The 14,556-nt window shown below is 66.0% G+C and carries 11 protein-coding genes; 4 read left to right on the top strand and 7 right to left on the bottom strand.

Annotation, left to right across the window (positions count from 1 at the left end; translation table 11 throughout):
* Window positions 1-29: 29 nt before the first annotated feature.
* Window positions 30-620 (bottom strand): transcriptional regulator BetI, encoded by a 591-nt coding sequence (gene betI / locus N5J73_RS09360; RefSeq protein WP_005409501.1) that lies wholly within the window; start codon window positions 618-620, stop codon window positions 30-32.
* Between the two features lie 170 nt (window positions 621-790).
* Between betI and N5J73_RS09355 the strand changes: the two genes are divergently transcribed.
* A complete protein-coding gene (locus N5J73_RS09355) occupies window positions 791-2,341 on the top strand; it encodes a BCCT family transporter (RefSeq protein ID WP_029379823.1) in 1,551 nt (516 codons plus the stop codon).
* A gap of 90 nt (window positions 2,342-2,431) precedes the next feature.
* On the opposite strand, the gene acnA is transcribed toward N5J73_RS09355, so the two are convergent.
* Window positions 2,432-5,185, bottom strand: coding sequence for an aconitate hydratase AcnA (acnA, locus tag N5J73_RS09350; RefSeq protein WP_049444790.1), 2,754 nt, complete (start codon window positions 5,183-5,185; stop codon window positions 2,432-2,434).
* A 301-nt stretch (window positions 5,186-5,486) separates the two neighbouring features.
* On the opposite strand from acnA, the gene N5J73_RS09345 reads away from it, so the two are divergent.
* From N5J73_RS09345 to acnB, 3 genes are read left to right on the top strand one after another with little or no spacing between them, the layout of a single operon-like run.
* Complete coding sequence (locus N5J73_RS09345) at window positions 5,487-5,711, top strand: AbrB/MazE/SpoVT family DNA-binding domain-containing protein (protein ID WP_005409505.1); 225 nt, start codon at window positions 5,487-5,489, stop codon at window positions 5,709-5,711.
* A 6-nt stretch (window positions 5,712-5,717) separates the two neighbouring features.
* On the top strand, window positions 5,718-6,116 hold the full coding sequence (locus N5J73_RS09340) for a type II toxin-antitoxin system VapC family toxin (protein ID WP_005409506.1): 399 nt from the start codon (window positions 5,718-5,720) through the stop codon (window positions 6,114-6,116).
* A gap of 43 nt (window positions 6,117-6,159) precedes the next feature.
* A complete protein-coding gene (acnB, locus tag N5J73_RS09335; protein ID WP_049444787.1) occupies window positions 6,160-8,751 on the top strand; it encodes a bifunctional aconitate hydratase 2/2-methylisocitrate dehydratase in 2,592 nt (863 codons plus the stop codon).
* 84 nt (window positions 8,752-8,835) lie between these two features.
* Here the strand turns inward: acnB and N5J73_RS09330 are convergent, their stop codons facing one another.
* The 5 genes from N5J73_RS09330 to N5J73_RS09310 all read right to left on the bottom strand — a co-directional run bounded on the left by N5J73_RS09330 (window position 8,836) and on the right by N5J73_RS09310 (window position 14,298).
* Entirely contained in the window at window positions 8,836-9,207 is a 372-nt protein-coding gene (locus N5J73_RS09330) for a hypothetical protein (RefSeq protein WP_152906644.1), read from the bottom strand.
* A gap of 238 nt (window positions 9,208-9,445) precedes the next feature.
* Window positions 9,446-10,519 carry a chemotaxis response regulator protein-glutamate methylesterase gene (locus N5J73_RS09325; protein ID WP_099589497.1) on the bottom strand — a complete coding sequence of 358 codons (1,074 nt, stop codon included), beginning with the start codon at window positions 10,517-10,519 and terminating at the stop codon, window positions 9,446-9,448.
* Window positions 10,516-11,112, bottom strand: coding sequence for a chemoreceptor glutamine deamidase CheD (gene cheD, locus N5J73_RS09320; RefSeq protein ID WP_008264676.1), 597 nt, complete (start codon window positions 11,110-11,112; stop codon window positions 10,516-10,518). The genes N5J73_RS09325 and cheD overlap by 4 nt, the downstream gene beginning before the upstream one ends.
* Complete coding sequence (locus N5J73_RS09315; RefSeq protein WP_049448390.1) at window positions 11,109-11,978, bottom strand: CheR family methyltransferase; 870 nt, start codon at window positions 11,976-11,978, stop codon at window positions 11,109-11,111. The genes cheD and N5J73_RS09315 overlap by 4 nt, the downstream gene beginning before the upstream one ends.
* Before the next feature lie 37 nt (window positions 11,979-12,015).
* Complete coding sequence (locus N5J73_RS09310; RefSeq protein ID WP_107379544.1) at window positions 12,016-14,298, bottom strand: methyl-accepting chemotaxis protein; 2,283 nt, start codon at window positions 14,296-14,298, stop codon at window positions 12,016-12,018.
* Window positions 14,299-14,556 lie beyond the last annotated feature (258 nt).

Raw genomic sequence — 14,556 nt, 5'->3', positions numbered from 1 at the left:
TCCTTGGAAGGGGGCGGGTGCTGAAGCGCTTATAGCGCGACAGCCTGCAACTGGAAGTCGATGTAGCCGTAAGCGATGCGCCGGGACTTCTCGGCATTGAACTGGCCGCCGACCAGGCTGCCGCGCAGCCACAGGCCATCGATCATCGCGGCCAGGCCGCGGGCGGCCAGGCGGGCCTGCGGGTGGGGCAGCAGGCGGTTGAACTGGTGGCACAGGTTGGAGAACAGGCGCTGGTCGTTGGCGCGCTGCAGCCGGGCCAGTTCCGGCTGGTGCATGCTCGCGGCCCAGAAGGTGAGCCAGACGCGCATGGCGGTGCCGTTGATCTGGCTGTCGTCGAAGTTGCCATCGACGATGGCGCGCAGCTGCTCGCGCGGGTCGTCGCTGGCGTCGGCGCGGTAGCGGGCGACGGCGTCCTTCAGCTCACGCAGGATCTGCCGCATTGCAGCATTGAGCAGGCCGTCCTTGTCGCCGAAGTAGTGGGCGACGATGCCGCTGGACAGCCCTGCCTTCTTCGCGATGGTGGCGACGGTCGCATCGGCCATGCCGATCTCGTCGATGGTCTGGAAAGTGGCCCGGATCAGCTGCTCGCGCCGTACCGGTTCCACGCCTTTCTTCGGCATTGTCTCTCCACGGATTGCGACCCGAAGGATCGGCCTGCCTGCCATTATGCTTTTTATTGATTGAACGTTCAATCAATAAACCCTAGGATGCGCTCGCGCCCCACGCCATGGGCCCGGTTTACCGGTCCGGCCCCGCCCATGTGCTCCCTCGGACTTGATGAGACGACCCCATGTCTTCCCTGGCTCATCCCAAGCGTTCGCCCCTGCGCTTGAACCGTTTTGTCTTCTTCAGCTCCTCGGTGTCGATCGGCATCCTCGGGCTGCTCACCGTTCTCTATCCCGAAGGCAGCGAGCACTGGCTGCAATGGGCGCAGGCCGAGGTGTCGGCCGCGTTCGGCTGGTGGTACATGCTGCTGATCGTGCTGTGCCTGGGCTTCGTGCTGTGGCTGGCGTTCTCGCCGTATGGCCGCATCCGCCTGGGCCACAACGAGGAATCACCGGCCTTCGGCTACGTCGCCTGGGTCTCGATGCTGTTCTCGGCTGGCATCGGCATCGCGCTGCTGTACTACGGCGCCTACGAGCCGCTGGACCATTTCCTCAATCCGCCCGGGCAGCCCGGCGGCACCGTGGCCGCCGGCCGCGAGGCGATGGTGCTGACCTTCCTGCACTGGGGCCTGCACGGCTGGGCGCTGTATGCGCTGGTCGGCGTGGCGCTGGGCTATTTCGCCTACCGCCGCGATCTGCCGCTGGCGCTGCGCTCGGCGCTGTACCCGATCTTCGGTGAGCGCATCCATGGCCGCATCGGCGACATGGTGGATGGCTTCGGCATCCTGGCCACGCTGATCTCGATGGTGACCAACCTCGGCATCGGCGCGCTGGTGGTGCAGTCCGGCCTGGTCTACCTGTTCCACATCCCGGATACGCCGCAGGTGCTGGTGGCGATCGTGCTGGTGATGATGGTGGTGGCCACCATCGGCGTGGTTGCAGGCGTGGAAAAGGGCATTGCCTGGCTCTCCAACCTCAACGTGCGCCTGCTGTGCGGCCTGCTGCTGTTCGTGCTGGTCACCGGCCCGACCCTGCACCTGTTCGACGGCTTGATCCAGAACACCGGCGATTACCTCGGTGCGTTCGTGCGCAAGAGTTTCGACATGTACCTCAACGACCCGAAGGGGCGTGAGTGGATGGGCTCGTGGACGCTGTTCTACTGGGCCTGGTGGATCGCCTGGGCGCCGTTCGTCGGCCTTTTCGTGGCGCGCATCTCGCGGGGCCGCACCATCCGCGAGGTGATCATGGGCGTGCTGCTGATCCCGCTCGGCTTCACCCTGGCGTGGCTGTCGATCTTCGGCAACACCGCCATCGACCTGGTGCTCAACCATGGCCAGGCGATCCTGGGTGACGTGGCCCAGCACGATGCGGCGATGACGCTGTTCAAGCTGCTGGAATACCTGCCCGGCGCGCCGTACGTGGCCGGTGCTGCGGTGGTGATTGGTTTCGTGCTGTTCCTGACCCCGGTCGATTCGGGCACGCTGATGATCGCCAACCTGTGTACCCGTCGCGTTGACGATGGCGTGGAAGATGGGCATGACGCGCCGATCTGGCTGCGCGTGTTCTGGGCGGCGGGCATCACCGTGGCCAGCGTTGGCCTGCTGCTGGCCGGCAACTTCAGCGCGATGCAGACGGCGGTGGTGCTGTGCGGCCTGCCGTTCTCGTTCACCCTGGCGTTCTACATGTGGGGCCTGCTGAAGGCGCTGCGCACCGACCCGGACGCACCGCGCCGCTGAGCGCTTCCGCAGAGCCGAGCCCATGCTCGGCTCCACAGGAGACATCGCAAACGGAAAGGGCCGGATCCGTGCGGATCCGGCCCTTTTTCGTTACTTGCTGGCCAGCTGGCGCAGCACGTACTGCAGCAGACCGCCATGACGGAAGTACTCGACTTCCTTCGGGGTCAGCAGCATCACCGAGACCTCGAAGGTCTTCCTGGTGCCGTCGGCCTTGGTCGCGGTGACCGTGGCGCGCTTGCTGGCACCGTCCTGCAGGCCGGTGATGTCGATCACTTCCGAGCCATCCAGGCCCAGAGACTGCGCGTTCTCGCCGTTGCGGAACTGCAGCGGCAGCACGCCCATGCCGACCAAGTTGGAGCGGTGGATGCGCTCGAAGCTCTCGGCGATGACTGCCTTCACCCCCAGCAGCAGGGTGCCCTTGGCCGCCCAGTCGCGCGACGAGCCGGTGCCGTATTCCTTGCCGGCCAGCACCACCAGCGGCACCTTGTCGGCCTTGTACTTCATGGCCGCATCGTAGATCGCCAGCTTCTCCGGCTGACCGCCGCCGGCCGGGTAGTACAGGGTGTTGCCGCCTTCCTCGCCACCGAACATCAGGTTCTTGATGCGGATGTTGGCGAAGGTGCCGCGGACCATCACGTCATCGTTGCCGCGGCGGCTGCCGTAACTGTTGAAGTCGGCCGGCTGCACGCCGCGCTCCTGCAGGAAGCGGCCTGCCGGCGAGTCCTTCTTGATGTTGCCGGCCGGGGAGATGTGGTCTGTGGTGATCGAATCGCCGAACAGGCCCATCACGCGTGCACCATGCACGTCGTCGATGCTGCCGGTCTGCATGGTCATGCCATCGAAGTACGGCGGGTTCTTGATGTAGGTGGAGGCATCGCTCCACTCGTACAGGTTGCCGTCCGGCGAGGCGATGGTGTTCCAGCGGGTGTCACCCTTGAACACGTCGGCGTAGTTCTGCTTGAACATCTCCGGGCCGATGGTCGCGGCGATGACATCGCCGATTTCCTTGTTGCTCGGCCAGATGTCGCGCAGGAACACCGGCTGGCCATCGCTGCCGGTACCGAGCGGCTGGGTGGTCAGGTCGATGTCGGTGGTGCCGGCGATGGCGTAGGCCACCACCAGCGGCGGACTGGCCAGGTAGTTCATCTTCACTTCGGGGTGCACGCGGCCCTCGAAGTTGCGGTTGCCGGACAGCACCGAGGTGACCACAAGATCGCCGGCGGCGATGCCGGCGCTGACTTCGGTCGGCAGCGGGCCGGAGTTGCCGATGCAGGTGGTGCAGCCGTAGCCGACCACGTAGAAGCCGATCTTCTCCAGTTCCTTCAGTACGCCGGCCTTTTCCAGGTAGTCGGTGACCACGCGCGAGCCTGGACCCAGCGAGGTCTTCACCCACGGCTGGCGGTTCAGGCCCTTGGCGGCCGCGTTGCGGGCCAGCAGGCCGGCACCGATCATCACCGCCGGGTTGGAGGTGTTGGTGCAGGAGGTGATGGCCGCGATGACCACCGCGCCATCCTTCAGCCGCACCTTGCGGCCTTCGATCTCGATGTCGGCGAAGCCCTTGGCCAGCTGCTCGTTGCCGACCGCGGCGCCACCGCCCTCATTGACGAACGAGGAGACATCGTCGCTGCGCTTGTCGCGGTTGGTGGTCAGGCCAACCAGCGCTTCGCGGTAGTTCCTCTGTACGTCCTCCAGCAGCACGCGGTCCTGCGGGCGCTTGGGGCCGGCCAGCGACGGCTTCACCGTGCCCATGTCCAGTTCCAGCGTGGTGCTGTACTGCGCGTGCGGGCTGCCCGGCTCGTGCCACAGGCCCTGCGCCTTGGCGTAGGCTTCGACCAGATCGATCTGTTCTTCGCTGCGGCCGGACAGGCGCAGGTAGTTCAGCGATTCGGCGTCGATCGGGAAGATGCCGCAGGTGGCGCCGTATTCCGGGGCCATGTTGCCGATGGTGGCACGGTCGGCCAGCGGCAGGTGCTGCAGGCCATCACCGTAGAACTCTACGAACTTGCCGACCACGCCGAGCTTGCGCAGCATCTGGGTAACGGTCAGCACCAGGTCGGTGGCGGTGGCGCCCTCGGGCAGCTTGCCGGTCAACTTGAAGCCCACCACCTGCGGGATCAGCATCGACGACGGCTGGCCGAGCATGGCCGCCTCGGCCTCGATGCCGCCCACGCCCCAGCCGAGCACGCCGATGCCGTTGATCATGGTCGTGTGGCTGTCGGTGCCGAACACGGTATCGGGGTAGGCCACCGCCTTGCCATCCTCGTCCGCGGTCATCACCACGCGAGCCAGGTTTTCCAGATTCACCTGGTGCACGATGCCGGTGTTGGGCGGCACCACCTTGAAGTTGTCGAAGGCCTTTTGGCCCCAGCGCAGGAAGCCGTAGCGTTCCTGGTTGCGCTGGAATTCGATCTTGCCGTTGAGGTCCAGCGCGTCGGGCTTGCCGAACACGTCGACCTGCACCGAGTGGTCGATGACCAGCTCGGAGGGAATCTGCGGATTGATCTGCTCCGGCGAGCCGCCGAGCTTGACCACCGCATCGCGCATCGCGGCCAGGTCGACCACGCAGGGCACACCAGTGAAGTCCTGCAGGACCACGCGCGCCGGCATGAAGGCGATCTCGGTGTCCGGTTCCGCCGCCGGGTTCCAGCGGGCCACGGCTTCTATGTGGTCCTTGCCGACGGTGATGCCGCCATCCTCGTGCCGGAGCAGGTTCTCCAGCAGGATCTTCATCGAGTAGGGCAGGTGGGAGATGTCGAAGCGCTGGCCCAGCGTGGGCAGGCTGAAGTAGTCGTAGGTCTTGCCGCCAACGTTCAGCTGGCTTCGGGTGGAGAACGAATCGCTCATGCGGGGTAACTCCTTCTTGCGGATGGCTTGCAGTGGCCCGCGCATGGGCGGACCTGCTTGCGTTTGCCGCGGGCCTGGTGGCCCCGGAAGTTCCAGTATGAACCCGAAACTGAATGGATTCACCCGGGCCGGGTTCGGCCTGCGGCATCGGTTCCAGACTACAGGGGAGGGTGTATGGCGCATGTCACGTTTGTGGCCGATCCTTTGCGAGGCAAGGGCTGGCGGGGTGCCGGTCCTGTTCAGGGTGGAAGTATGCCCAAGGAAGTATGTATAATTTGTGCATACTCTGGAGGACCTACCCATGGAAGCCACTGTTGCAGAACGCGGACAGATCACCCTGCCCAAGGCGGTGCGTGATGCCCTCGGCCTGACCAAGGGCACGCTGCTGAAGGTCGAACTGGACGGCAGCCGCATCATCCTGCGCAAGAGTGTTGACGATGCCATTTCACGGGCGCGCGGCAAGTTCGCGCTGGACGGCTTTGAGTCGTCCGACGCGGCGGTGCGTGCGGTGCGTGACGAGGAATAAGCCGTGATGATCGCCGTCGATTCGCCGGTACTGGTCGAGCTGCTCAGCAATGGTCCGCAGGCCGATGCGGTGGAAGCCATCCTCCGGCAGAGCCTGGTCGGCGGCCGCGTGGTGGTCTGTGGCGCGACCCTGGCCGAAGTCTGCGCATCGCTGCGCGGCGGTGCCGAAGTGCTGGAAGCGCTGGAAGAGATGGGCGTGCACTTCAACCCGATGGAAGCCAAGTCGGCGCTGCGCGCCGGCGAGATGCACCGTCGTCATCGCCAGCGCGGCGGCAGCCGTCGCAGTCTGGACGAATTCATGGTCGGCGCCCACGCACTGCTGCAGTGCGACGGCCTGATCACCTGGAACGACACGTTTTACCGCGACTACTTCAAGGGCCTGAAGCTGATCGTGCCGCAAGCCTGAGCCCACATTGTTTTTTCAACCTACGCATTACCCGGGAGTTGTCATGTTGGAAGCCTACCGCCACCACGTCGCCGAGCGCGCTGCGCTTGGCATCCCGCCGCTGCCGCTGAGCGCGCAGCAGACGGCCGATGTCATCGAACTGCTGAAGAACCCGCCGCAGGGCGAGGCCGAGTTCCTGCTCGACCTGCTGACCCATCGCGTGCCGGCCGGCGTCGATGACGCGGCCAAGGTCAAGGCCTCGTACCTGGCCGCGATCGCGCTGGGTAGCGAGCAGAACCCGCTGATCAGCCGCGAGCGCGCCACCGAACTGCTGGGCACCATGCTGGGCGGTTACAACGTCGCGCCGCTGGTGCAGCTGCTGGACGACGCCAGCGTCGGCACCATCGCCGCCAACGGTCTGAAGAAGACCCTGCTGGTGTTCGATGCCTTCCATGACGTGCAGGAAAAGGCCAAGGCCGGCAACGCCAACGCCAAGGCCGTGCTGCAGAGCTGGGCCGATGCCGAGTGGTTCACCAGCAACCCGGAAGTGCCGCAGAGCCTGACCGTCACCGTGTTCAAGGTGCCGGGTGAGACCAACACCGACGACCTGTCGCCGGCGCCGGACGCGACCACCCGTCCGGACATTCCGATGCACGCCCTGGCGATGCTGAAGAACAAGCGCGACGATGCGCCGTTCACCCCGGAAGAAGACGGCAAGCGCGGCCCGATCCAGCAGATCCTGTCGCTGAAGGACAAGGGCCACCTGGTCGCCTATGTCGGCGACGTGGTCGGTACCGGCTCCTCGCGCAAGTCGGCCACCAACAGCGTGCTGTGGTGGACCGGTGATGACATTCCGTTCATCCCGAACAAGCGCGCCGGTGGCGTCTGCCTGGGTTCGAAGATCGCCCCGATCTTCTACAACACCATGGAAGATGCCGGCGCACTGCCGATCGAGCTGGACGTGTCGAAGATGGAGCACGGCGATGTGGTCGAGCTGCGTCCGTACGAAGGCAAGGCGCTAAAGAACGGTGAAGTGATCGCCGAGTTCCAGGTCAAGTCCGAAGTGCTGTTCGACGAAGTGCGTGCCGGTGGCCGCATTCCGCTGATCATCGGCCGTGGCTTGACTGGCAAGGCGCGCGAAGCGCTGGGCCTGGCCCCGACCGATCTGTTCCGCCTGCCGGTGCAGCCGGTCGACACCGGCAAGGGCTTCTCGCTGGCGCAGAAGATGGTCGGCCGCGCCTGTGGCCTGCCGGAAGGCCAGGGCATGCGCCCGGGCACCTACTGCGAACCGAAGATGACCTCGGTCGGCTCGCAGGACACCACCGGCCCGATGACCCGTGACGAGCTGAAGGACCTGGCCTGCCTGGGCTTCTCGGCCGACCTGGTGATGCAGTCGTTCTGCCACACCGCCGCTTACCCGAAGCCGGTGGACGTGAAGACCCACCACACCCTGCCGGAGTTCATCTCCACCCGTGGCGGCGTCTCGCTGCGCCCGGGCGACGGCGTGATCCACAGCTGGCTCAACCGCATGCTGCTGCCGGACACCGTCGGTACCGGTGGTGACTCGCACACCCGTTTCCCGGTGGGTATTTCGTTCCCGGCCGGTTCGGGCCTGGTCGCCTTCGCTGCTGCCACCGGCGTGATGCCGCTGGACATGCCGGAGTCGGTGCTGGTGCGCTTCAAGGGCAAGATGCAGCCGGGCGTGACCCTGCGTGACCTGGTCAACGCGATCCCGCTGTACGCGATCAAGTCCGGGCTGCTGACCGTGGCCAAGGCCGGCAAGAAGAACATCTTCTCCGGCCGCATCCTGGAAATCGAAGGCCTGCCGGAGCTGAAGGTCGAACAGGCGTTCGAACTGTCCGACGCCTCGGCCGAGCGTTCGGCGGCCGGTTGCTCGGTGCGCCTGAACAAGGAACCGATCATCGAGTACCTGACCAGCAACATCACCCTGCTGAAGTGGATGATTGCCGAGGGTTACCAGGATCCACGCTCGCTGCAGCGTCGCATCGAGAAGATGGAAGCGTGGCTGGCCAACCCGCAGCTGCTGGAGCCGGATGCCGACGCCGAGTACGCCGCCGTCATCGAGATCGACCTGGCCGACATCCACGAGCCGATCGTGGCCTGCCCGAACGACCCGGACGACGTGAAGACCCTGTCCGAGGTGGCCGGCGCCAAGATCGACGAAGTGTTCATCGGTTCGTGCATGACCAACATCGGTCACTTCCGTGCGGCGGCCAAGCTGCTGGAAGGCAAGCGTGACCTGCCGACCCGCCTGTGGGTGGCCCCGCCGACCAAGATGGACGCCTCGGAGCTGACCAAGGAAGGCGTGTACGGCACCTTCGGCGCCACCGGTGCACGCATGGAAATGCCGGGCTGCTCGCTGTGCATGGGCAACCAGGCGCAGATCCGTGAAGGCTCCACCGCGATGTCGACCTCGACCCGCAACTTCCCGAACCGTCTGGGCCGCAACACCAACGTGTACCTGGGTTCGGCTGAACTGGCCGCGATCTGCTCGCGTCTGGGCCGCATCCCGACCAAGGAAGAGTACATGGCCGATGTGGGCGTGATCGCCGCCAGCGGCGCGGAGATCTACCGCTACATGAACTTCGACCAGATCGAGGAATACCAGGACGTGGCCAAGACGGTCGCTGCCTGATGCGGTAGTGCCGGCCGCTGGCCGGCATCCCGTTGAAACGAAGAACCCCCGGTGAAAGCCGGGGGTTTTTGTCTGCTGCATCCGCTATTGCACGGTCCAGTCTGCGTTGCCCTGCAACCGACGGCCGCCGATCAGCACGTAGCCGCGCTTACCGGAGACATCCATCTCGAACCAGGGCAATCCATCACGGTCAAGTGGACGCACGTAGGCCTGGCGCTTTGCACGGTTGAACTCGATGTAGTAGCGGCGATGCACGTTGGGATACGGCGGGATCAACGCGCCTTTCCAGCTGACGCTTACCGCGCCGGGGTCTTCGCGACCCACCAGCATCAGCATGAAGAACGCATCACCCTGCTTGGCCTCGAAGTAGAACAGATCGCCACTGGCGCTGGCGGGTGCCAGTGGCAATGAAAGCAGTACGGCCGCCAGGGCGGCCTTCCATATGCCTTTGATCATGTGCAGCATTCCTTGTGCAATACCGCTATCAAAGCACACATGCGGGTAGCGCGTTGAAACGAAGAACCCCGATGAAAGCCGGCACCTTTTCTTGTTGCCTGATGGCCTGTAGCGCCGAGTCCATGCTTGGCTGCTGTTCGTGCGATGCGCGATGAGTCGAGCGCGGCTCGACTCTACAAAGGCATCCACGCATGGCGTGGATCTACTGCCCGCGGAGTCCTTGAGCCGCGGCGCGCAATCAGCCGCGGGCGAGCGCCAGCAATCGCTCGGCAATCCGTTCCAGCGGCACCTGTTCCTCGGCGGCGCCGAGCTTGAACGCTGCACCGGGCATGCCCCAGACCACGCTGGTGGCCTCGTCCTGCACCAGCGTCGGTGCGCCGGCGCGACGCATTTCCAGCAGTCCGCGTGCGCCATCGTCGCCCATGCCCGTGAGGATGGCGCCAATGGCATTGCCGCCGGCGTTCTGCGCGACCGAGCGGAACAGCACGTCCACCGCAGGCTTGTGCCGGTTCACCGCTGGGCCGTCGTCGACGCGGCAGCGCCAGCGTGCACCGTCACGGATGATCCGCAGGTGCTTGCCGCCCGGCGGCAGGTAGGCGTGGCCAGGCAGCACCGCTTCGCCGTCGCTGGCCTCGCGCACGGCCATGGCCGAGTGGCGGTCCAGGCGTTCGGCGAAGGCACTGCTGAAGCTGGCCGGCAGGTGCTGGGTCATCACCACGGCTGGGCCATCGGCGGGCATGCCTTCCAACACCACGCGCAGGGCTTCGGTGCCACCGGCCGACGAGCCGATCGCGATCAGGCGGTCGGTGGTGCGGAACTGCGGTGAGGCAGGGCGCATCGAGGGGGCTGTGTCCAGCGTGAGCTTCGGGACTGCAGCGCGCACCAGCGGACGTACGCGCGAGCGCGCCGCCATCTTGACCTTGGCGATGATCTCGTCGGCGTAGGCCTGCAGGCCGCGCGCCACGTCCAGCTTCGGCTTGGAGACGAAATCCACCGCACCCAGCGCCAGTGCCTGCAGGGTGGTGTCGGCGCCGCGCTCGGTCAGCGAAGAGATCATCACCACCGGCAGCGGGTGCAGGCGCATCAGGTTTTCCAGGAACGCCAGCCCGTCCATGCGTGGCATTTCCACGTCCAGGGTGATCACGTCCGGGGCCAGGCGCTTGATCTTCTCGCGCGCCAGCAGCGGGTCGGCGGCGGTGCCGACCACGTCGATGGCCGGATCGCTGGACAGGATTTCCGTGAGCATCTGCCGCACGACGGCAGAGTCGTCGACGATCAGGACCCGGCAGGGGGCGTTGCCGGTCAGGGTCATTCGAACAACTCCACGCCACCGGTGACCGGGGCCTTGGACAGGCGCGCACGCACGGCCGATTCGGTGGCAGCCACTTCGGCTTCGTGGGCATGCGGCAGGCGCTGCACCACCACGCGGCCGGTATCGGCGAAGAACCAGATCTTGCGCGGATGGATGCCGCACAGGTCCTCGGCGATGATCGGAATATGCTCGGCCTGGAGGTACTGGCGCACGAACTCGGCGTTACGGGTACCGACCGGATTGCTGGTGAATCCCTTGAGCACGTTGGCGCCGCCGAACACCTTGGCCTCGATGCGCTTGCGGTGTGCGCCGCGCTTGAGCATGTCGTTGATCAGCAGTTCCATCGCATAGCTGCCATAGCGCGCGGGTGCGCCGTCGCCGGCGTTGCCTTCGGGCAGCAGGAAATGGTTCATGCCACCGATTTTCAGCACCGGGTCGCGCAGGCAGGCGGCCACGCAGGAACCCAGCGTTGTGGTCAGCGCGGTGGTGTCGTCCACCACCAGGTACTGGGTCGGCAGCAGCTTGGCGGCGATGGTCTTGAAGCGCGCATCCTGGTAGCGCATCACATCATCGGTACGCAGTGAGGCGTTCATGCACCGGCCTTTGCCGCACGGCGGTACAGGGTGCGGCCGCAGGGCTGGATCAGGTCGGCGGCGTGCAGGTAATTCTCCGAGTGCCCGGTATAGAGCAGGCCATCATCGGACAGGTGCTGGACCAGGCGACCGAGGATGGCACGCTGGGTCGGCTTGTCGAAGTAGATCATCACGTTGCGGCAGAACAGCGCGTCGAATGGTCCGCCGACGTCGTAGCGCGGGGCGAGCAGGTTCAGCGGGCGGAACTCGATCAGCTCGCGCAGCGCCGGCAGCACGCGGCACTGACCCTCGTTGGGGCCGCTGCCGCGCTGGAAGTAGCGGCGGCGCAGGTCCGGATCGAGGCTGGTGACGCGATCGATGTTGTAGATGCCACGACCGGCGGTGGCCAGCACCTGGGTATCGACGTCGGTGGCGATGATGCGTACCGGCGGTTTCAGGGTGCCGAAGGCCTCGCAGGCGGTGATCGCCATCGAGTAGGGCTCTTCGCCGGTGGACGCCGCGCACGACCACAGCAGCAGCGGCGTGCGGCTGGAGCGCTGCTGCAGCTCCTCGCGCAGCTTGTCGAAGTGATGCGGTTCGCGGAAGAACGAGGTCAGGTTGGTGGTCAGGGCGTTGGTGAACGCCTGCCACTCGTCACCATCTTCCTGCTCCAGATGGTCCAGATACTGCTGGAAGCTGCGCATGCCCAGCGTGCGCAGGCGGCGCGACAGGCGGCCATAGACCATGTCGCGCTTGGCCGGAGCGAGGGCGATGCCCACGCGCTGGTAGATCAGGTCGCAGACGCGGCGGAAATCACGGTCGGCGAACTCGAATTCGCGCGGGCCGGTGACGATGGGAGTAGGACTTTGCACGGGGGACGTGTCCATCGGCAGAGGCGGCGGCCGAAGCCACCGCGGGTGGGTCTCAGAATTCCTGCCAGTCGCTGTCGCTGGCGACGAAGGTGCTGGCGTTGCTGCCGGTACGGCGTACCGGTGCCGGTGCCGGCGTCGGAGCCGGCTGTGGGCGCGCCACGACGGTGGCAGCACGGACCGGCTCGACACGTGCGGCCACCGCCTTCATCGCGGCGGCGACCTGGTTGTCCAGGCGGAAGATCGCCACGGCGTCGGCCAGCTGGCCAGCCTGTTCTTCCATCGCACGTGCGGCGGCAGTGGCTTCCTCCACCAGCGCGGCGTTCTGCTGGGTGGTCTCGTCCATCTGCACCACGGTCTGGTTGACCTGCTCGATGCCGGCGCTCTGTTCCTGCGAGGCCGCAGAGATCTCGGCCATGATGTCGGTCACGCGCTGCACCGAAGCGACGATCTCGCCCATGGTGCTGCCGGCCTGGTGGACCAGGCTGGAGCCTTCGGCGACCTTGCCGACCGAATCATCGATCAGGCCCTTGATCTCCTTGGCGGCGGCGGCGGAGCGCTGGGCGAGGGTGCGCACTTCGCTGGCGACCACGGCGAAGCCGCGACCCTGTTCGCCGGCACGGGCAGCTTCCACCGCGGCGTTCAGCGCCAGGATATTGGTCTGGAAGGCGATGCCGTCGATGACACTGATGATCTCGGCGATCTTCTTCGACGAGGCTTCGATGGCCGACATCGTGGTGACCACCTGGCCGACCACGCTGCCGCCTTGGGAGGCAACACCCTGCGCGCCGATGGCCAGCTGGTTGGCCTGGCGGGCGTGCTCGGCGTTCTGGCGCACGGTGGAGGTCAGTTCCTCCATCGATGCGGCGGTTTCTTCGAGGTTGGCGGCCTGCTGCTCGGTACGGCGCGACAGGTCACTGTTGCCTGAAGCAATCTCACCGGCGGCCAGGGTGATGCTGGAAGCGCTGGCCTGGATCTGGCCGACGATCCGGGTCAGCTGCGTGACGGTCGTATTGGCGTCGTCGCGCATGCGCGCGAACACACCCTGGTAGTCGCCGTGCATGCGCGCGGTCAGGTCGCCTTCGGCGATGGCCGACAGCAGCTGCGAGAGCTTGCCGAGGTTGTCATCGCTGACCGCCATCATGGCGTTGAGGTTTTCCAGCATCAGGCGGAAATCGTGATCGAAGCGCTGCGCATCACCTCGCTGGCTGAAGTCGCCAGCGGCGGCGGCGCGGGCCAGCTGCTTGATCTCGGCGTTGATGCGGCCGAGGTTGGCCTTGACCGTGTCGATGGTGGTGGTCATCGCCGCCTTCTCGCCGGGGTAGCGCGCGATGTCGCGGCTCAGATCGCCGACCGCATACTGCTGCACCACGTCCAGCACGTCGTGCAGGGTCTGCACATGGCCGCCCACCAGGGCATTGGTTTCCTGCACCATCAGCCCGTACTCGCCGGGGAAGGCGCTGGCGTCGATGCGATAGCTCAGTTCGCCGCCGTCGTGGCGGCGCGCCATTTCGCGCTGGCCGCTGATTACTGCGTGCAGCTGCCGCTGCATGGCGGACATGGCGTCCAGCAGGCGGCCGGTTTCGTCATGCGGCTGCGGGCCGATGTGGCTGTCCAGCTTGCCGCGGGCGATACCCTCGGCCACGGCCGTTGCCTGCTTCAGCGGCACGGCGATGCGGTTGCCGATGAGCCAGCTCAGCGCCAGCACGATCAACACCAGCACGCCACCGGAGACGGCCATGATGGCGGTGAACACCAGCGCCTGCTTCTGCACGTCGTCCATGTAGACGCCACTGCTGACCACCCAGTTCCAGGGCGCGAACAGGCCGGCGTAGGCGACCTTCTCGACCTCGTCCTTGCTGCCGGGCTTTGCCCAGCGGTAGGTGACGAAGCCACCGCCGGCCCTGGCTGCTTCGACCTGGTCGTAGTAGATGCGCACGCCGTCGTCGGTGCGGAAGTCCTTCATGTCCTTGCCCACCAGGTCCTTGCGGAACGGGTGCATGAGCAGGCGGTATCCGGTGTCGTAGATGTTGAAGTAGTAGGCATCGTTATCGGCGCGCATCACTTCCAGCGCCTGCAATGCGGCGCTCTTGGCAGCGTCCTCGCTGAGCTCGCCGGTGCCGGCCAGCCGGTGGTAATGCTGGAGGATGCCGTAGCTGAGTTCGACCTGGGTCTTCAGCGCGGTCTTGCGGGTCTCGGTGAGGTCGAGGTACTGCATGCGGGCGGCGATCACCGAGAGCGCGATCACGCCGAGCGCGATGAGCAGCGTCAGCAGGTTGAGCTTGCGCCGGACGGAGAGATTGCTGAAGTAGTGTTGCCAGCGATGCAGGAGATTCATCGAGCAGGACCAGGTCGAAACGGGCGGGCGGCGCCGAGCCGGTCACGGCGGGACGAGCGGTGACAACCCCGTTATCGGCCGCTGGGGCGGGGGATTGAGGTGAGGCGTTCGAACGTATTCAGGTTTCCTTGCAGCGGCGGCTGCGGCGCTGCCTGCGGCAGGCTGGTTTTGAAGCAACAGCAACAGCAACAGCAACGGCGCTTGGTCGGTGGTCAGGGGTTGCGAGAAGGGCCGGGCCAGGATTGGTTGGCGGGGGAC

This window comes from Stenotrophomonas sp. GD03654 (assembly GCF_029845105.1).
GTDB classification, from domain to species: domain Bacteria; phylum Pseudomonadota; class Gammaproteobacteria; order Xanthomonadales; family Xanthomonadaceae; genus Stenotrophomonas; species Stenotrophomonas africana.
The sequence above is the reverse complement of the archived record's forward strand: the minus strand, read 5'-3'. Positions and strand labels throughout refer to the sequence as shown.